Raw genomic sequence first — 20,161 nt, 5'->3', positions numbered from 1 at the left:
AGAACCAAATTAGGCTTGGTTGAGGCGAAAACTCCCTTGCTGAAGGATGTTGCAACGGCACTAATTAAGGTAGCCGTGGGGGCAGGTGTTTTTTAATATGCAGTTGAAAGGTTGAGATAAAGACTTACGAATGTTACAAATAGCTGGGAGTTTTTAATATTGACAAAACGCTCTTACACACATAAAACTAAAAATAGGTAGTCAATTTCTTATCCAGTGATTAGGGGTGCCAGATGAATGATTTACAACAAAATCAACAGTTTATTCAGGCCTTGCATCTCCACAAAAGTGGAAAGATAAATGAGGCAAAGAATCTATATCTCACCTTGATGGCGGCTTACTCAACCAACTCTCGCCTATTGAATAACCTGGCAATGATTGAATTTCAACAAGGCCGTTTTGAAGCAGGATTAGAGTACGTAGAAAAGTCGCTGAGCATAGACCCAAACCAATTTACTGCTTATGGGAACCGTGGAGCAGCCTTGTTTGCACTTAACCGGTTTGACGAGGCTTATAGTGACTACAACAAAGCGATTGCTTTAAATAACAACTATGCAGAAGGCTATTACAACCGAGGAATTTTGCATGAAAAATATGGCAAGCATGACGAAGCACTCAGTGATTACGACAAAGCAATCGCATTAAAATCAAATTATACGAATGCTTACAATAATCGTGGCAATGTGCTTAAAGAGCTCAAAAAATATCAGGAAGCGCTTACGAGTTACGAGCATGCCATCAGTTTAAATCCGCGTCATGCAGAGGCATACTACAATCGCGGAGTAGTTCTTAAAGAGCTCAATCGATACCATGATGCTGTAGACAGTTACACGAATGCATTCTCCTTAAAAAACGATTATGTGGATGCTTATAACAATTGTGGGAATGTTTTCATCACACTGAAACGATTTGAAGAAGCACTAGCTTGCTTTCAAAAAGCCATTGCAATAAATCCTAATTATTCTTTTGCATATAACGGCCAAGGCAACGTCTTAATGGAGCTAAAAAAATTTGACGAAGCCTTAATAAGCTATGAAAAAGCCATCGCACTTAACTCACTTTCGCCTTTCCCCCATAATGGGATGAGTAATGTTCTTCAGGAACTTAAACGTTTTGATGACGCGATTGTGGGATATGAAAAAGCCATGGCGCTCGTTCCAGACTCTGCTGGCCCTTATGTAAATCGTGGCCTTGCCATGCTAGGTAAGGGAAATTTTGATGAGGCTCTACAAAACTATGATAGAGCCATTGAATTGAATCCTGACATGGCGGATCCACATTGGAACAAAGCACTACTTAAAATCCTAAAAGGAGAGTATGAAGAAGGCTGGCAGTTATATGAGTATCGCCGTTACAAACAAGACCTAAAAGGCTCTTACCCAATCTATGAGCAACCCTTATGGCTGGGGCAGGAGTCCATCACCGATAAAATTTTGTATATTTATCCTGAGCAGGGATTAGGCGACTTTATCCAATTTTGCCGTTATGTTCCCTTGGTTGAAAAACTCGGTGCAAAAGTTGTTTTAAAAGTGCCTAATGCACTTTACACAATGATTAAAACGATGGGTCTCAATGCCAGAATTGTCAGGAATGATGAGAAGGTTGAGGAGTTTGACTTACACTGCCCCATCATGAGCTTGCCATTGGCGTTTAAAACAACCGTTGAAACCATTCCCAACAAGATTCCTTACTTTTTTTCTGATCCATTCAAAAGGGATTATTGGCAAAGAAAATTTGCTTACGCAAGCAATTCATTAAAAGTTGGGCTGGTTTGGTCTGGCTCAAAAGACCACAAAAAAGATCATGATCGTAGCCTGAGATTAAAGCAATTAGCGCCTATTCTTGATTTGCCGGTAACCTTTTACTCCCTGCAAAAAGAAGTCCGGGAACAAGACAAAATTGCTCTCTCGAAACTAGACCACATACAGCAATACCATGAGGAATTAAACGATTTTTCTGATACCGCAGCCATGGTGGACTGCCTCGACTTGGTCATCAGCGTAGATACTTCAGTGGCACATCTGGCAGGCGCAATGGGTAAAAATGTCTGGATATTAATCTCTTATTTACCAGACTACCGCTGGATGCTGGACAGAGAAGATACGCCTTGGTACCCCACCGCCCGCCTCTTCAGACAGGCAAATGTAGGAGACTGGGATAGCGCCATACTCAAGGTCAGAAAAGCGTTGGAAGAGTTACTGATATCCAAGACTTAATGGGTGACCCGAACATCCCTGCCTAAATATCTAGTCAGGTACAAAATGCCAATTCAAGCTAAACCACACTCCACGTGGTGCGCCCGGCGCAATAAAGTTGGTACTGAGCCAGTCATCAGAGTTGTGGTTGTAACCATCTGGCCCAATCGCACCATTGATACTTGGTGAAAATGGATTTACTCCCAAGCGTCCAGCTGAAAAATATTCTTTATCCAGTAGATTGTTAACAATCATCGTTGCAGTCCACTCTTTATTGAATCTATAACTTGTCTGAAAATTCACAACTGCATATCCATCAACTTTGCCAGGGTTTCTGGTGGGCGGTGTTTGAATCAACCTCTGCAGGTTCGTTACTGGATCAGTGTAGGTGATGGTTCGAATTGCGCCTTGCCGGTGCTCATTATTTTCATTACCTCTTACAAAGCTATCTGAATGCGCAACAGTACTTAAGCCTATAGTCCATTTATCCGTGACTTCGTAATTAACGGATGCATTTAAATTGTGCAAAGAAACTCCTGGCATTCGGTCACCTTTTTCAACAATTATAATGCCCGTACGATCTCCATCCACAATTCTGGCGCTACTGTTGTTGTTACTAATCATTTCAAAGCCGTTTTGAAATGTAGCATCTGTTAATGCATAATTGACGCCAAACCTCCATCTGTCCATTCGCCCACTTAACCCCGCTTCCAAACCACGTCGACGCGTATTACCAATGGTGTCAAAAAATCCCGAGCCTCCACCTGCTCCACCCGCTACACTCACGAAGTAAATATCATCCTTAAGGTCAGTCTGATACGCACCTAAATTCCATTGAATATTTTCGGTAAAAGTTCCACGCATACCTATGTCATAACTGGTTGATCTGATCTGAGGCAAATATGGGTCGCCTGACAATGTTGTGGGTAGCGTACAAGTCCGGTTCTCAAAAACACTTTTATATCGATAATTATTTGGATCATTGGGATTTGCGTTTGCTGAAATCAAGACAGGTGTTTTATCTAAAGCACAGCCTAATTCGATCACACTTGGAGTTCTTGTGCCTTGGGCAACATTCGCGAAAACATTAAGTTTTTCATTTACTTGCCATGTGCCACCAATGGATGGGTTAAACGAATAGAAAGAAAATTTTTCAGTTTCGGCTGGATCTAAAGGAGTTGTAATATTGAGTGCCCTATATCCAGTGGTTGGCGGATTAGGATCAACTACTGCGTTTGGCAGATTAGGGTCAGCTACGCAATTCCCATTACATATATCTTTGGTATCAGGCAACCCAACCATGTCGCCAATAGGTACATTTCCAAGTAAGCCATATCTTGCAGCAATTTTATTTTTTGCTTTTGTAAAGTTATACCGTCCACTGAAATTCAAATGGACAGAATCAACCGGTGTCCACGTTTCGCTGAAATAAATACTCTTAGTTGTATTAGTACCTTCGAAATCATTATTACGGGATTGAATAAATGCGCCGCCAAATTGAGGATGGGCCTGTGCAGGATCCAGATACACATTCCGGTTAGCATCAAGAAAGCCCAGTTGACTGGTATTTTCATAACTGGCACCAGCTGCATCAATTGATGCGCCGACCATAAACTTGTGATGTTCAAAATTCCAGTTAAGTTGAAACGAAGCACCATCTGTTAATTGCTTAATATTGTTTTTATTGATAATGCCTGTTGGCGTACCTTCCACCACACCAGTACCTCCTCGCCCTGCACCATCCACATAAACCGGCCGTCCATTGACGTCATAAGTTAATGCACCTCCACCAGGAACATTAGTTACTGCTACATCATCTTGCGAAGCTCGACACTGCTCATTATTTGAAGGTGCAGAAACAAATACGTAATTTTTATAAATTACAGGATCCCCATTTACATCAAGCACAGGGTTACCATTTGCATCTTTAGGGGCGGTGTAGAAATACTCATCGCCATAATTTATGACATTTATATTGAATCCAACAGGATTCGCGCCACTTCCATTCAAGGCTGAGAAAATAGTTCTATACGAAGCTTCATTATTAAACTCAGGCGTAATATTTCCTGCTAATGGAGGGGAAGGCGTATTATCTCGGTTATATCTCTGTGTTTGTTCAAAATTCTTAAATTGATTAAAAAGATATTGGTAAGCCGTTAAAAACTCTTGCGGAAGCTCTATATTTTTATATTGCGCGTAATCGGTTTCAAACTGTGCATGACTTATTGGCCCATTGTAACCTTGAGAATCATTAAAAAATTGAGTTCCATAAATATCAAAACCAGTACTCGCATCCGTTTGAATCACATAGTAATCTGGAACCCCATTGGCCCTAGCAGCCCCATTACTATTAAATAGACAGGTGAACTGCTCACCAGTACCTGCTAACAATCTTCTTGCTGGTAAATCTTGATCGTAATCAGTAAATACATCTGCTCCAATCCCTTTTCTGTCACTGTCTCTCCGATAAACTTGCCCAGTGATAGTAAAGTTATCATTGACGAAGTAGCTTCCTGACAATTGAAATTGCTGCAATCTGTTCTTTGTTTCATCCGGTGCTGAAAAGATATCATTACGACTTCTGTCATACATTTCACTGGGAATCAGACCATTGCCAACCAGATCATTGGCAACCAGCAATGTGCTCAGATTTAAATCAAGTTTTTCACCTCGAAAGCTGGCCTTAGTGAATAATTGATTTACTTTGCTTGGTGAATTTTTGCGCCAGCCATCTTCCATGAAGAAATTACCGGCAGCAAATAAACCTATGGTGCCGTTGTTCCACCCGCCTTCAACTTGTAACTGCTTGCGTCCAAAAGAACCTGTTAGCACGTCAGCATCAACACCTGCATTGTTAAAACCATCTTTGGTTTTCAAGGAAAATGCACCACCAAGAGTATTTAAACCAAAAATCGGATTAGACCCTGGAAATACATCAACACCAGCCAGAGCGTTCATGGGAATCATGTCCCAGTTAACGACATCACCAAATGGCTCATTCACACGAATACCATCTAAAAACACTGATAACCCTTGAGGCATACCAATTTGAGGTCCCGCAGTAAAACCACGGTATTGCACATCCATTTGAAATGGATTGCCTTGGTAATCATTGACTGTCACTGATTGCAGCTTGCGATTCATAAGATCAGTCAAGCTCAACGAATGCGCTTCCTTGATCTCTTTCGCAGAAATACTCTGAACATTGCCTGGAATTTCCTCTTTCGTCAGACCAAGCCCTGGCAGCGGACCGACTTCATAGAAGCGTTTAGCACGGACTTCAATCGCATCTAGTTTGAGAGATTGGGAGGTTTTCTCTGGCTCGGGTTTGATGACCGCAGAATCACCACTGATATTCAGTTGCAACCCGCTACCTTGCAGCACTTTCTTTAAAGCCTCTTGTGGGGAGAGGAAACCCTTCACGGCTGGAGCGGTTTTGTTTTTGGTGAGCTCGCTATCAAAAGAAATACTCAAGCCCGTTTGATTGGCTAACTGCCTGATGGATTGATTTAGGGGTTGTGCAGGTAAATTGATTTGCACCGGGAAGCCGCCAGTTTCGCTGGCAGTAGGCACATTGGTATTGAGTTCGGCTGCGTACAACGGGTGCAAAACAGCTTCACTACTGCTGATTGTTGATAACACAGCCCATGCTACTAGGCTGTGTTTATGTGTGATCCTCTGTGCCATTGCCCATCCCTGAATTCGTCTTGTTAGTGCCATGACGCTTTGGGCGGGCAATATTGTGATGTCGATTTTTGAATCTTATTATTTTTTTACAGAGTTGCTTTTGATGAGGGTGGCTGTTGCGGTGGGTACAATCTGCACCGGTGCCATTTCCGGCATCTGGTGGATGAAGGTTTCAATGGCATTGGTTTTGAGCATGGAAGAAATATGCACCTTGCCGGACACCGGCGCTTCTGCAATTAACGGCAGCTTACGGTACCTGGACAAGGTTTCTGCAATTTCATCTAAATCGGCTTGTTCAAAGACGACCATGCCTTTTTCGAAGGCAAATGCATCAGAGGCTTGGTGATGCGAACGTACGGGTTTGGGAGCGTCTTGTTTCACTTCTGCTACTTCGCCATCATGCAGTATCAATGCACTTGCTAGAGTCGCGTCCCCGACAGACTGCGGTTCAACCTTGACGGTGCCGTGATCGACACTGACACGCACCAGTTTTTGCAGACGGTTGACGGCAAAACGGGTGCCCAGCACTGTGATCTTGGTCTTGCCGCTATCAATGATGAAGGGCCTGCTTTCATCGCGTGCGACTTCAAAAATGGCCTCGCCGCGCTTGAGCGTGACCAGGCGCCGGTCACGGTAATAGGTGACTTCAATATCGGTGCCGGTATTCATGGTCATCAGCGTGCCGTCTTCGAGGCGTTGTGACTGTACTTGGCCAACCTCGACCTGGGCGACCATTTGCATTACAGGTTGGGCGTGCCAGGTTTGAAAGCCGAGCACGCCACCCATCCCAATCGCAACTGCGGCGATTGCGCCAGCAACGACATTTTTGATTCTTTTTGTGCGGGTTGATTGTTGAAAAAAAGCATCCTGGTCGGCGATATCCGCCAGCTTTTCAAGCGCTGGGGTGGAATCAAAAGACGACCACACTTTCGTCACATCTGCATAGGCTTGCTGATGGGCTGCACTTGCCATTAACCACTGTTCGAACTTTGTTCTTAAAGGGTCATCTGCCTCGGCATCTTTAATGCGGATAAACCAGCCAATCGCGACTTCGCGCAGTTTATCGGTATGGCTAGGCGGCATGGTTACAATACCTGGTCTTGCAACCGGGTTAAATCGAGCATGGCGCGGGTGATATGCCGTGACACCATATTCACGCTAATGGATAACTGATCAGCAATCTCCTTGAGGGAACGTTGATCGATGCGATATAACCAGAACGCCTCGCGGCATTTGGGTGGAAGACGGTTGATGACGCGTTGCAAGGCTTCCAGCCGTTGCTTGAGTGAGGTCAGTTCCTCGGGTGACGGCGCTGCCCTGGTTGGGTCTTCCAAAAAGGCCGTCAAATCAAACTCATCGCTGGAGAATGTAATGAGTCTTTTATTAAACTTGCGGTCTTCGTTGACCAGATTATGGGCGATGACCCGCAGATAAGCGTGCGGTTTTTCGAGATGGGTGGTTGCAGGGGAAATGGCAAACTTCAACAAGGCGTCATGCAGGATGTCGTAAGCCTTGTGACGGCAACGGATGTCGTGATAGATGGCAGGCAAGAGCTCGCAATACGCCCATCTTAAATTGATGCCATGCCATTCAATCAAGGAGTTCATCGCTAATGCATTCCTAATGCTTTTACAACGCTCTTTATCCGCGCTATTTCTGGCTATCCAGCAAGGTATATTGCGCGGTCTCTTGCAGCCTGACCGGGGCAATATTGGGCAGGCCGCGCAAGAACTGATCGATGTCCTGGATATTGATATCTGCAGAAATATTACGCACCTGCTTGCCTTGTGATTGCACTGGTTTTACGCGGTAGCGGGAGACGGTATAGGCGATTTCACTGGTGTCAGCGCGGTCAAATACCAACCGTCCCTTGAGGAAAGCGAAGGCATCGGAGGCCGGGCGGTTGACCAGCACCATGGCATGGTTGGGGTAGACCTCGACCACTTGTCCATTCGTAATTTCGCGTGAAATATCCAGCGGATTGCCAGCATTGCCTGATGCGCTTTCCAACTTGGGCTCTACTTTTACCCTGCCGTGATCCACACTGACGCGCACGACCTGCTCGAGGCGGTTGACGGCGAAGCGTGTCCCCAGCACGGTGACTTTAGCGGTATCGGTTTCAACGATAAAGGGGCGGTCAGCGTCTTTGGTCACTTCAAACACCGCCTCGCCTTCCTTGAGCAGCACATGCCGTTCATGGCGATAATAGGTGACTTCCATATCGCTCTTGGCACTCAGGGTGACTTTGGTACCGTCATCAAGTGTTTTGGTCACAATCTGGCCCACCGGGTTTTGTGCAGCCATCTGCATGACGGGCTTTGCCTGCCAAACCTGGTATTGCTGATGCGTGAAGAAGCCAGCGATGCAAATAAAGCAGACAACCATGAGTTGCGCCAGGCGGCGCTGTTTGGCTTTTCGGCGTGCTTCGTTCGCCAAAAAAGCATGTTGCTCGGCAGCCTGTGCGAGCTTGGACAAACCTTCGGTGGAATCCAGTTGGCCCATGGCACGCGCGATACTCTCGTATTCGGCACCATGACGCGGGTCATCGGCCAGCCATTGCTCAAAGGCATGGTGTTCGGCATGACGCTGATTGTGCCCATGCTCACGCATGCGCAGGTACCAGCGCGCGGCCATTTCACTAAGGGTCAGCGACTTTGAGTTCAGCGGCTTGGACATGATGGTTTAATTGATGGCCTGTTGAAAGGCGCGGATATCAAGCATGGCGCGGATCAGGTGTTTCTCGACCATGTTGATGCTGATGTCCAGCTGCACGGCAATCTCGCGCTGCTTCATTTCATCCACATGGTATAACCAGAATACCTGGCGGCATTTTTCCGGTAGCAGATCCACCACACGTTGCAGGTGATAGAGTTTTTGGCGGGTTTCATATAGCTGCTCTGGGGTACACTCGAGAATGAGCGCCGTTTCGTCTATCTGCTCTTCATCGACAAAACGGGTCCTGTAGCGGAACTCATCGACCAGTAAATGGTTGACGATACCATTGAGGTAGGCTTGCGGGGACTCTTCGCGCGCCGGGTGACTGGAAACCGCAAAGAATACCAGCGCGTCATGCAGGATATCCTTGGCGCGTTGCACACAGGCCGTACGACGCCCAATGCGTCGCAAGACATCGCTATATGCCCATTTCAAGTCTATGCCACACCAGGCTAATGTTTCGCTCATCTCAGACTCCCTGCCATATCCTTATTTTTATATTGATTGCAAAACACATGCCAGCATGTCTCTTTGCTATAAGAGACTGATTATCAATTAAAAAAAATTAAGTAGATAAATTTATGGTTAATCAATGCGGCTCATTACAACCATTTTTTTAATAATTGGCTGTTTTAAACCATTTTATTTGCGATAAAAAACGTACAATCCCGGCCGGGGGATGCAGATGCGGTAAAACCTGTCGGCAACAGGCTTTAAAGGGTGATAGCATTCACAAACTCACTGGCTTATCAAAGCCACAATTGGAAAGTGAATTGCTTTGTATTCACCAGATAGAAACACCATAAGGCTGCTTAAGATTAAGCAGCCTTAAAAAAATAATAACTTAACGTCGCAATGCTATTTTTTAGAACAACCAGCCATGAATTGCTGCGTGCGCGCTATAACAGCCTGCTGAAAGATGTGCCTGTTGCCATCTTCATGGCGATGAGTGCGCTCTCCATACAAATGCTCGTCTTAAAAGACAGCGTGGACTGGAAACTGGCCATTGCCGGACCGGCATTCAGGATGCTGATCTGTGCTGGCATGCTTCTATACTGGTTCCGGCATCGCAACGAACATCCTCCCACGCATGCCATCCACAGGCGGTTGGATATTGGCTCCTGCATCCTCATCTTTGCTGGCCTAGTCACTTTCTGGCGCAGTCTCTACATTTACCCGCTTACCGATAACTTCGGACACTATTACCTGATCTTCCATAACACGCTGTATGGCTTCTGCTTTGCTTTTATTCTCAGGAAAATCGGGACTGCCGCTTATCTCTATAACCTGGTGATGATCACCTCGGCGATTGCCTGTGTGTTTATCGGCCACATAGAACATGCCTATCTGATTGCCTTGCTGATCGTGGTATTTGAAGTCGGCATGCTACTGGCCATGCATGCCAGCGGCACGGTATTTGATCAATGGGTCAATGCCACTTATGAAACGCAGGCTTTACTCAAAGATAACCAGCGCCTGGCCAACCAGGATGTACTGACGCAACTACCGAATCGTCGCCAGTTTTTTGTGCAGGTTGAGCAGGAGCTGATCCTGGCCAGGCAAACCAGCCAGTGCTTTGCGGTAGGCATCCTCGACCTCGATAATTTCAAACCGGTGAATGATGTGCATGGCCATCATATCGGTGACCTGGTACTGGTGGAAGTAGGCAAACGCCTGGCACAGATCAGGCCGGATGAAGTGCGCTTTTACCGCCTGGGAGGCGATGAGTTTGCTTTCCATCTGGTCACGGATGATGAGCATGCGTCGCTCAGGCAGATTGCTTATGAAATCAACCAGGCCATTTCGCAACCCATCAGCATTGATGGCCTGCGGATAGTCATCAAAGCCTCCATGGGGGCCTGTATTGTCTGTGACCAGCAGACCTCGGCACAAACCCTGTATGAGCATGCCGACTTTGCCCTGTATCACGTCAAGCGTACCGAGCGCGGCAACCTCGAAATCTATTCCGATACCCTGGAAAAAGAGCGCCAGCAATTAAACCGGATAGACCAGGCACTGCGGGCGGCGGATATCCATGCAGAATTATTCCCGGTATTCCAGCCGATTATCGACATTGATACCGGTGAGGTGGGCGCTTTCGAAAGTCTGGCACGCTGGCGCAGCCCGACTCTGGGTGACGTCTCCCCAGTGCTGTTTATTCCCGTGGCGGAAAGCCTGGGGATGATCACCGACATCACCAAACTGATGTTTCGCCGCGCCATTCACTGCATGACTCACTGGCCAGAAGAGATTCGCCTGTCTTTCAATTTATCGGCCTACGATGTCACCAACCAGGCGGTGATTGAAGATTTGATCAGCATGATGCAAACCAGCCATCTACGGCCTGGCAGATTTGTCTTTGAAATCACAGAAACTGCCTTGCTGCAGGATTTTGAAACAGCCAGGGAAAACATCAAGCGCTTACGCCAGGCAGGCGCCAAAGTCGCGCTGGATGACTTTGGCACGGGATACTCGAGTTTAAGCCATGTACAGCACCTGCCTCTGGATAAACTGAAGATAGATCGCAGTTTCATCAAGGATATTGAAACCAATACCACCAGCCAAACCATCGTGCGGTCAATTCTGGCTTTGTGCCAGGGCATGCATATGGAATGCGTGGCCGAAGGGGCAGAAACCGAAAGCCAGGTCAGATTCCTGCAAGCGATGGGTTGCCAGTGGGTCCAAGGCTATTATTTTGCAAAGCCCATGTCTGAAGCAGAGATTCAGGCCTATCTTGGTCACGCCGCCACGCCTATTGCATAATAAGCCATTGAGTTTCGCCATAGATGGCTGTTTGGGTCGCCAATCCCGCGACACATCATGTCAGCATGAACGACTTTTCAATTGAACACCCAATAAGACTATACAGTTTTCACAAAAATACATTAATATAAATATTCTTCACATTTAGATTGGTATGCGCTTCACTCAGGGATGTCTATCCAGCAGTGGTTAATCGCTAAAAATGGAGGTTACTCTATGCGTGCAAGTACTCTTTTAATTCTGGATGATGATGGAAATGATGCCGAGATCATCGCCAGTGAAGCTCAGACCCAGGGGTTTGAAGTCAGAATTTTTGATGATGCCAACCTTTTTATGGCAGCATTCCTGGCTGAAAGACCCTCCCATCTGGCGATCGACATCCTGATGCCCGGCGTGCATGGCGTGAGCCTGTTGCAAACGCTGGCCCAACATCAGTGCCAGTCTTCGATTATTTTAACCAGTGGCATAGGCACCGCCGCCCTGCCCGCAGTACAACTCGCTGCCATCCAATATCAACTCAATATCCGCGGCATTTTGCACTACCCTTTTCACCAGCATATCCTCAGAAACATGCTCTCTGATCAGGCCTCTGTCGACCTGCATGCGCATACTGGCAGCGATCTCAGTACACAGCCTCTGATTGTCGACGCCAAGACGATAGACGAAGCTATCCGCAATCATGAATTTACGGTGTTTTATCAACCACAGATAGACTTAGTGAACGGCAAGGTGATCGGATTTGAGGGATTATTACGCTGGAACCACCCGGTGCTCGGTATCAAACTACCCGACCTGTTTATCCCTGTTGCCGAAATGACAGGCCAAATTACCCAGCTGACTCAGATTGTCATAGAAACAGGCTTTCATTTTATCCGCTCGCTTGGCAACACGCTGTCGTTCTCCCTGAACATTTCGGCCAACAGCTTTAGAGACCAGTCGCTGACGAATGTATTAGTCAGTGCATGCCAAGCCTGCGATTTACCCCCTGAACGAGTCATCCTTGAGCTGACAGAAACCGCGACGCTGGAAGATCCGGAACAAGCAAAACAAATCCTTTCACGGCTCCGCACAGAAGGCTTTAAATTAAGTCTTGATGACTTTGGTAACAATAACGTTTCGATGTCGCTGCTGGCAAACCTGCCTTTTACCGAGCTTAAAATAGACAAGTCGTTGGTCAGTACCCTGGAAGCCTCCTCAAAATCAAGAAAGGTGATTGCCTCCACCCTCAAGCTGGCAGAAAGCCTGAAGATGGAAACGATTGCCGAAGGCATTGAAAACACGCTGGCAGCCATCGGCCTGCGTGAGTTGGGCTGCCGTTATGGCCAGGGCTATTACTTTGCACGGCCAATGGACCAGGAAACCGCACTACATTGGCTGCAAGGCTGGAACCGCCAGTTTTAGCGGGGTGAGCTGGTGGTTGCCAGAAATGCTGGGATCGCTTGTGCGTTCATGGGCTGGGCGTAATAAAACCCCTGGATAATATGGCAGCCCATGGCCTGTAAAAGCTCAATCTGGCTTCTTGACTCTGCCCCCTCCACCACACAATCGATGCCTATGCCACGGCATAAAACCAAAATCGAACTGACGATCATTTTACTTTTCGGGTTGGTTTCAATGTCGTGCACAAAGCTTCGGTCGACCTTGATTTTATTCAAGGGCAAACCTTGCACATGACTCAAGCTGGAGTAACCTGTGCCAAAGTCATCCAGCGCCAGGGCCACGCCTGCCTGACGCAATAATTCGATATTATTCCTGGTCGAAAGATAATCTTGCAGCAAGGCCGTTTCCGTCAGCTCAAAAGTAAAACGTTGTGCCTCTACGCCACTGCCGGCAATCATCTGGATCAGGTCATGGATCACTTTATCGTTAGTAATATCGTTGGCCGACAAATTGAATGACAAACCGACCTGTTCCGGCCAGTCACGCATGGCCTGTATTGCTTTTTCGAACAGCACCAGTGTGATATTCGAAATCAGGCCGATACTTTCTGCGACAGGAATAAATTCATTAGGTGTGACCTCTCCGATGACGGGGCTATGCCAGCGGGCGAGACATTCAAACGCCACAGGGCGATTGGCTGTCGTATTGACGATGGGCTGGAATACCGTGGAAAACTCCTGCCTGATATTCGCAGTGCGTAACGCCCGTTCGGTTTGAGTCCTGGCCTGCAAACTGCCAAGATGCTGTGGCGAGAATAGCTCGGGATGTCCACGGCCACTATTTTTAGCCTGGTAGAGCGCATAATCTGCGTATTCGTACAGCTTTTCGGTTGAATCGTCCACGTCGGGGAACACGGCGATCCCGGTAGATGCGCTGAGGTGGAATACCAGGCCATCTACCGACACCGGTTGTTCAATGAGCGCAATCAGTGCTTGCCCCAAGCTTTTCAAGCCAGCTTCATCGCCACCAAAATGCTTGTGAAAAGCAAATTCATCCCCGCCCAGGCGATAGAAACTGATCGGCTGGTGACAGTCATCATACTCACTGAGTCGTCGTGCAATTTCTATCAACACCAGATCACCCACCCTGTGGCCATGCGAATCATTGACCAATTTGAATCTATCCAGGTCAATAATGCCGATGGCAAAGCGCATCCCTGTCGTTTTTAAATGATCTAGCGATTGAGCCTTAATTGCTGCAAAAAACTGGCGGCGATTAGGCAACCCGGTCAGGATATCAACGTTGGCCAGGCGCGCATTTTCAATGGCCAGCTGCTGCGCGTGGAGTGAGCTGAATACCAGCGAGTCAAATCCTTTATTGCGCCGGTGCATGGCCGCGAGCATCCCAGCCTCAAAAACCAGGATCATAAAGGCAAAGGGCTGGGCGTATTCGACATCGGCATACAACAGGTAAAACACCGTGGTCGTAATGAGCATGAGGTTGTAGATATAGGCCGGGCGTCCCAGGCTCACGAGCAAAAATGGAAAGCAGATCCCATATAAGGTCATTTGTACAATCAGGAAATAGCGGCTGTAGCCAGCAGAATGTTGCAAAAGATGCAAATCACAAATAATGGTTGTGATGCCGGCCACCACCAGCAAACTGGCAAAAAATTGCAAGCGACGCCTGACGATGGCAATGTCTGGCTGCTCCTTGCGGTGAAAAAACCAGTACACAAACACCCCCGCCGACACCACGGTCAGCAAGCCTGGAATCACAAATGACCACAAGAATGGCTCAGTGGAATGAAACACGGAGATCTGCGTGAGCATGGCCACCACCGCCGCCACAATCACCACAGGCACATAAGGCAAGAGGGAGAAGTACCTGGCCCGGAGAAGGTCTTCATCGAAATAGTTGTAATACCGTATGCTGATCATCTTTTAAACAATCTCTGAACATTCATGACGCAATGACATACCGTCATCGCTAAAAAAAGACATGCGCGCAAGTGCAGCCAATCCAACTGGGTTAAAAAAGCGTTTACTGAAAGCAGCATTTTCCAAGCAGCCAACATTGAGATCAACACGCGTTGATAAAGGGGGGACAGACTTTGTGAACAGACCATCGAATCATCGAAGACATCACTTGACGTGACATGTCCGAGCAGTTTATGGGACGCTGAAGCTTTGTATGCAATCATCAAGCTTCTGTAGGGTGCTTCTATAAATTCAAATTGCTAAGCCAGACAAGGCGCGATTAAAAAATTTGACGCAGCATATAGGTAATATGTAAGGAGAAATTTTTTATGAGCAACACCGCATGGCGACGGAAGTTGAATTTATAGAAGCACCCTTTATATGAAACAAACCCTATTTATGCTGAGCATTATAAAACCTGCAGGCATTTTTCTTGATAGCCCAATCGGACTAATAAAGGATGTGAGGACTTTTCAGGCCTGGGAACTTCACCCTGCAAGGTCAATAACGCACCGTCTTATCAAGTGTCATAAGGATCAATATGCAGCCCTCCGTGGGAGGGGGTATCCAAAGACGAGGATCAGGAGGTAAAGCCATCATTTTTACCCATGTCATGCTGCTGGATCGGCATGTTCTTCAAAAATATCCCTGAAACGCGCAGAAAGTTTTTTAAAAGCGTCAAGAATCATGGGGTCAAAATGAACAGGCTGTGTTCGGCCATCTCCTTCCATAATGATTTTAACTGCATGCTCGTGCGTAAACGCCGGTTTATATGGGCGCTTGCTGCGTAGCGCATCATAGACATCACTCATCATCATAATGCGCGCAGACAGCGGAATCTCTTCCCCTTTCAGGCCATTCGGGTAACCACTGCCATCCCACCGTTCATGATGATTCAAGGCAATCTCTGCCCCCATCATCATAAAAGGGGAAGTACCCTTGCCGTGACCGAGGATACTGTCGCCCAATGCGGAATGGGTTTTCATGATGGCCCACTCCTCAGCTGTATGCGGGCCGGGTTTGAGCAGGATATGATCAGGAATCCCAATCTTGCCCACATCATGCAGCGGGCTGGCATGATAAATCGTATCAATAAAGTCTGCAGGCATGCCTAAATCGGCGGCCAGCTCTTTGCAGAAGAATGCAATGCGGTGAATATGGGCGCCTGTTTCCTCATCGCGAAACTCTGCAGCACGCATAATGCTGAACATGGAATCAAAGTAACTGGCCACCAGTTGTGCGGTCCGCTCTTCTACCTGCTCTTCCAGCGTATGACTGTAATCCGCCAGGAAGTCATTATATTCCTTGAGGCGTAGCAGGTTACGGACCCTGATCCAGAGTTCTGCCCGGTCGACAGGCTTGGTCACAAACTCCTCAACACCGCATTGCAAGGCGCGCATTTTGGATTCTCTATCGGCCAGGGCAGTGAGCATAATGATGGGAATAATCTTGGTGGTTTGATGACTCTTTAGCTGTTCAGCCAACTCGAAACCATCCAGCACGGGCATCATGGCATCCAGCAGGATCAAGTCAGGCCGATGTGCCAGTATCATGTCATAGGCCATTTTCCCGTCCTGTGCCTGCAAGGTGGCATAGCCTTCAGCGCTGAGCAGCGTCTCCAGATAGGTACGGTTAGTTGCTTCATCATCAACGATGAGTATGGTCTTGCGTGTCACTTTCATGTCCAATTTATACCCCCTTCCTGCGTATTGTTTTGATTAGAGTAAGGCTTCAATTGTTTCCAGAAACGCTTTGTAGCGGATAGGTTTGGCGATGTAACCATCGCACCCTGCCGCCCGCATTTTTTCTTCATCCCCTTTCATGGCAAAAGCCGTCAACGCAACAATCTTGATGTGCCTGGTATCTGCATCTTTTTTAAGCAATTGGGTAGCGGTCAGACCATCCATGCCTGGCAACTGGATATCCATTAATATCATCGCTGGAGACTGGCTACGGGCAATCTCCATGCCCTCCTGCGCATTGACCGCCTGTAATACTTCATGGCCTGCAGTTTCCAGAATCAATTGCGCCAGACGCATATTCATGGCGTTATCCTCAATGATCAGTATGCTTGCCATGCTTGCCTTTATTTTTTCGCGGTGCCTGGCGGCCACGCTTACCCGCTAATGCACGATGGACTTCACTGATGAAATTGCCATGATTGAATTCAGACTTTTCCAGCACTGCCAGCACCTGGCCTTTGAGCATCTGCCGTTCGTCAGGTGTGAGGAATTTGGAGGTGACGATGATGATGGGTATTTTAGCCGTGCGCTTATCCAGCTTTAAATCTTCAACCACTTCAAACCCGCTGATTTCCGGCATCATCAAATCCAGCACAATCAAATCTGGCGTTTGTGATTTTGCAATGTGTATGGCCTCACTGCCGCTGTAGGCACGCAACACAGCGTGGTTGGCATGCTCAAGATAGGTGGAAATGATTTCGACCGCTTTGGGGTCATCGTCCACCACCAACACATTTAACCCTGGCTGTTGATCAACCGGCTTCACAAAGCCCAGCTTGCACAAGGCCGTTTGCAAATCTTCTGCCGACACGGGCTTTTGCAGCACTTGTGCAGCCCCCAGCGACAACCCGCGGTTGCTGTCTGCCACAATAGACAGAATCACCACCGGCACATGTGCCAGCCTTTTGTCGGCCTTGAGTTTGCTCAGAAACTCCCAGCCATCCATGCCAGGCAGCAAAATATCCAGCGTAATCAAATCTGGCGGTGGATCACCTGCCAGAATCGCCAGGGCAATTTCGGCTGTGGCTGCCCGCGTCACCTTGCAATGGTCTGCCTCAAGCTGTAGTCGGATCAGATCAGCAGCGCGGTCATCATCTTCCAGCACTAACACATGTGGTGGCTCACTGCTTGGCAGTGGCCGCATGCCGTCAGCCGTGGCCATGGGGCCAGAAGCAGTTTCTGGCGAACTGGACTTGTATTGCAACCAGACGGTAAATGTACTGCCCTTACCAGGAGTACTGGTTACAGCCACAGCGCCACCGTGCATTTCAGCCAGCTTGCGTACCAGCGCCAATCCCAGCCCGGTGCCTTCAAAACGGCGCGACAACGTGCTCTCCACCTGGACAAAAGGTTGAAACAGACGTGGAATATCCTGTGGTTCAATGCCGATGCCCGTATCCGTAATGGCAATTTCAATAAATGGCGTGTCGTTGCCTAGCCCTGAGATGTGGCTGCCCGAAATATGTCTTGTTTTGGCCAGTATCGCCTCGCGCTCAACCAGTTGCGCCCGTAAAGTGACTTGCCCACCCTCAGGCGTGAATTTGACCGCATTCGACAACAGGTTATACACAATTTGCTTCACTTTGCGTGCATCTAACCAGGCAGCGCCCAAAGCTTCCGACACCTCTGTCTGTAATTGGACCCGCTGGGCGACTGCTTTTTCCTTAATGATGGAAAGACAGTTTTGCAGCAATGCCCTGGGGTCGATAATCTCCACCTCCAGCACCATCCGTCCGGCTTCTATCTTGGATAAATCGAGCACATCGTTAATCAGTGAGAGCAAGTGTTGACCACTCTCAAAAATATCATTGACGTAAGCCTTCTGTTTATCCGTCAATTGCCCAATCAAGCCATCCCTGAGAATCTCGGAAAAGCCGATAATGGCATTCAAAGGCGTGCGTAGCTCATGCGACATGGTGGCAAGAAACTCTGACTTCATCCGGTCGGCTTCCAATAATTGCTCGTTCTTTAAGCCAATTTCTTCGCTACGCAGGCGTAGTTGTTCGGCCAAGAGTTTAAGATCGCCGTACTGCTGGATATTGTGAAGTGCGACGCCCAGTTGCGCCGATAAACGCTCAATAAAGGTTTGATCCCGCTCGGTCAGGGTTTTACTTGCGGCCAGCACCAGCACGGCCAGACGTTTCTCCTGGTACGTCACAGGGCAAATAATGATGTCTTTAGGTTTGAATGACATCAAGCCGGTTTCAATCGTCAGCGAAGGTAATTCATCCAGTTCGCTCAGGATGAGGGTTTGATTGTTCTGGATGGCTTCACCAATCACGCCGTGGCCCAGCTTAAATTCATTGAGGATATCCACCGGGGCTGCGTGTGCGCTTTCCAGACGGTAGAATCCGCTCCATTCGTCATAGCCATAAACCGCCGACACCGGGAAGGCATGATTCCTGGCTAAAATTTCCAGCATGTTAGGCAAGATATGTGCGCGGTCATAGTTGGCATTGAACAGCCTGAGCACCTCACTATGCGTTTGATCGTACACCGCAGCATGGGTCAGGTCATACTGAATCTGCTTGAAGTCGCTCACGTTGCGAGCAACGGTAGATAAATGGGTAGGGACACCCTCAGCATTGCGGTGCACCACCACCACCTGGGAGACCGGGATTTCTGTACCGGCACGCGTGATAAAAGCGGTTTCACCGCTCCAGAAACCATTGCTCAATGCGGTCGGGATGCCTTTATTATGGATGAGCTCAATCGCCCACTGCGGACGCATGCGTGAGACAGGTTGCGAAGTAATGTCTTCATCCTCGCCTATGCCCAGTAACTTTCGCCCACCTTTATTCAGGTAAAAATAATCCCCTTGCAGATTGGCATTGGCAATAAGATCTGGTGAGGCATCGAGAATATCTGTCAGTCGCTTTTGTACAACAGAAGCCTGTTTACGGATATTGAGATCGCGCTGGATGCGCCAGAGCAGCAGCGGGAAGAAAATGAGGATGGCGATAGACATCACCGCAAACAGGATAAGCAGATCTTTGGCATGCTCCTGCTCTGACTGGGTACGCGTTGAAAGCAACCCCTGCTCCTCCAGCGACATGGCGTTAAACACACCGCGAATTTCGAGCATCTCTTCCTTGCGGATAAAATCTTTACGCAGCAGCTCTTTCAATTTATCTGCAGGCATTGCACGTGCAAGCTCGTTAAGCTGGTAAAAGTAAAGAATCCGCCGGTCGATCAGGCGCCTTAGCTGGGTGATTTGCTGTTGCTGGAAAGTGTTATCCTTGGTCAGGACTGCAAGCTGCGAAATTTCTTTCTGCAAATCCGCCAAGGCCGCATCGCGGCGGCCGATCGAGCTGACATCCCCAGTCAGCAGGAATCCGCGCTGGGCAACTTCCAGCTGGTTGAAAAAATTCAAGCCGTGGTCCAGTTTGGAAATCACGGCATGGGTATGGGTCACCCAACTGCTATTCTCAGAAAAACGCTGAAGATAGATCATGCTGGTGATGCCCAGCAAGACCAATAGCGCAAAAAAGCTGATGAACCCGTAAATAATCACGGATTCCAGTGCCCAGAACTCGTTTTTTCTAGGCTTCACAAACGACTCCTGCCACTCGCATACCGATGCCCCCCACTGTTTGATCACACCCAGGATTGATCCGTTAACGCTGTAGCACCAGTTTCTTGTTAATGTTATACAAGGCGCAATAGCATTTATATTAATACATTTACAGAGTGGTTTGTG

The 20,161-nt window shown here is 47.8% G+C and carries 12 protein-coding genes; 3 read left to right on the top strand and 9 right to left on the bottom strand.

Annotation, left to right across the window (positions count from 1 at the left end; genetic code table 11):
- The first annotated feature begins 233 nt into the window (after positions 1 to 233).
- On the top strand, positions 234 to 2,216 hold the full coding sequence (locus tag ACJ67_RS03865) for a tetratricopeptide repeat protein (protein ID WP_049637952.1): 1,983 nt from the start codon (positions 234 to 236) through the stop codon (positions 2,214 to 2,216).
- Positions 2,217 to 2,246: 30 nt separating this feature from the next.
- On the opposite strand, the gene ACJ67_RS03860 is transcribed toward ACJ67_RS03865, so the two are convergent.
- The 5 genes from ACJ67_RS03860 to ACJ67_RS03840 form a co-directional block, all read right to left on the bottom strand.
- On the bottom strand, positions 2,247 to 5,882 hold the full coding sequence (locus ACJ67_RS03860) for a TonB-dependent receptor domain-containing protein (protein WP_049637951.1): 3,636 nt from the start codon (positions 5,880 to 5,882) through the stop codon (positions 2,247 to 2,249).
- A gap of 78 nt (positions 5,883 to 5,960) precedes the next feature.
- A complete protein-coding gene (locus ACJ67_RS03855; RefSeq protein WP_049637950.1) occupies positions 5,961 to 6,965 on the bottom strand; it encodes a FecR domain-containing protein in 1,005 nt (334 codons plus the stop codon).
- A 2-nt stretch (positions 6,966 to 6,967) separates the two neighbouring features.
- Positions 6,968 to 7,489 (bottom strand): sigma-70 family RNA polymerase sigma factor, encoded by a 522-nt coding sequence (locus ACJ67_RS03850; protein WP_231587243.1) that lies wholly within the window; start codon positions 7,487 to 7,489, stop codon positions 6,968 to 6,970.
- Positions 7,490 to 7,532: 43 nt separating this feature from the next.
- The gene (locus ACJ67_RS03845; RefSeq protein WP_231587242.1) at positions 7,533 to 8,558 is read right to left on the bottom strand and encodes a FecR domain-containing protein; all 1,026 of its coding nucleotides are present in this window, start codon (positions 8,556 to 8,558) and stop codon (positions 7,533 to 7,535) included.
- A gap of 6 nt (positions 8,559 to 8,564) precedes the next feature.
- Entirely contained in the window at positions 8,565 to 9,065 is a 501-nt protein-coding gene (locus ACJ67_RS03840; RefSeq protein ID WP_049637949.1) for an RNA polymerase sigma factor, read from the bottom strand.
- Positions 9,066 to 9,452: 387 nt separating this feature from the next.
- On the opposite strand from ACJ67_RS03840, the gene ACJ67_RS03835 reads away from it, so the two are divergent.
- Both ACJ67_RS03835 and ACJ67_RS03830 read left to right on the top strand, forming a co-directional pair.
- Positions 9,453 to 11,360, top strand: coding sequence for a bifunctional diguanylate cyclase/phosphodiesterase (locus ACJ67_RS03835; protein ID WP_049637948.1), 1,908 nt, complete (start codon positions 9,453 to 9,455; stop codon positions 11,358 to 11,360).
- A gap of 216 nt (positions 11,361 to 11,576) precedes the next feature.
- Positions 11,577 to 12,761, top strand: coding sequence for an EAL domain-containing protein (locus ACJ67_RS03830; protein ID WP_049637947.1), 1,185 nt, complete (start codon positions 11,577 to 11,579; stop codon positions 12,759 to 12,761).
- Here ACJ67_RS03830 and ACJ67_RS03825 read toward each other — a convergent pair.
- The 4 genes from ACJ67_RS03825 to ACJ67_RS03805 form a co-directional block, all read right to left on the bottom strand.
- The gene (locus ACJ67_RS03825; protein ID WP_082163902.1) at positions 12,758 to 14,680 is read right to left on the bottom strand and encodes a bifunctional diguanylate cyclase/phosphodiesterase; all 1,923 of its coding nucleotides are present in this window, start codon (positions 14,678 to 14,680) and stop codon (positions 12,758 to 12,760) included. The genes ACJ67_RS03830 and ACJ67_RS03825 overlap by 4 nt on opposite strands.
- A gap of 650 nt (positions 14,681 to 15,330) precedes the next feature.
- Positions 15,331 to 16,401, bottom strand: a complete 1,071-nt coding sequence (locus ACJ67_RS03815) for an HD domain-containing phosphohydrolase (protein WP_231587241.1) — start codon at positions 16,399 to 16,401, stop codon at positions 15,331 to 15,333.
- A gap of 36 nt (positions 16,402 to 16,437) precedes the next feature.
- Positions 16,438 to 16,797 carry a response regulator gene (locus tag ACJ67_RS03810; protein WP_082163900.1) on the bottom strand — a complete coding sequence of 120 codons (360 nt, stop codon included), beginning with the start codon at positions 16,795 to 16,797 and terminating at the stop codon, positions 16,438 to 16,440.
- Positions 16,775 to 20,014, bottom strand: a complete 3,240-nt coding sequence (locus ACJ67_RS03805) for a response regulator (RefSeq protein ID WP_049637943.1) — start codon at positions 20,012 to 20,014, stop codon at positions 16,775 to 16,777. Before ACJ67_RS03805 ends, ACJ67_RS03810 begins: the two co-directional genes overlap by 23 nt.
- Positions 20,015 to 20,161 lie beyond the last annotated feature (147 nt).

Source organism: Methylophilus sp. TWE2 (genome assembly GCF_001183865.1).
Taxonomy (GTDB): Bacteria; Pseudomonadota; Gammaproteobacteria; order Burkholderiales; family Methylophilaceae; genus Methylophilus.
This window is presented reverse-complemented; position numbering and strand designations above follow the sequence as displayed.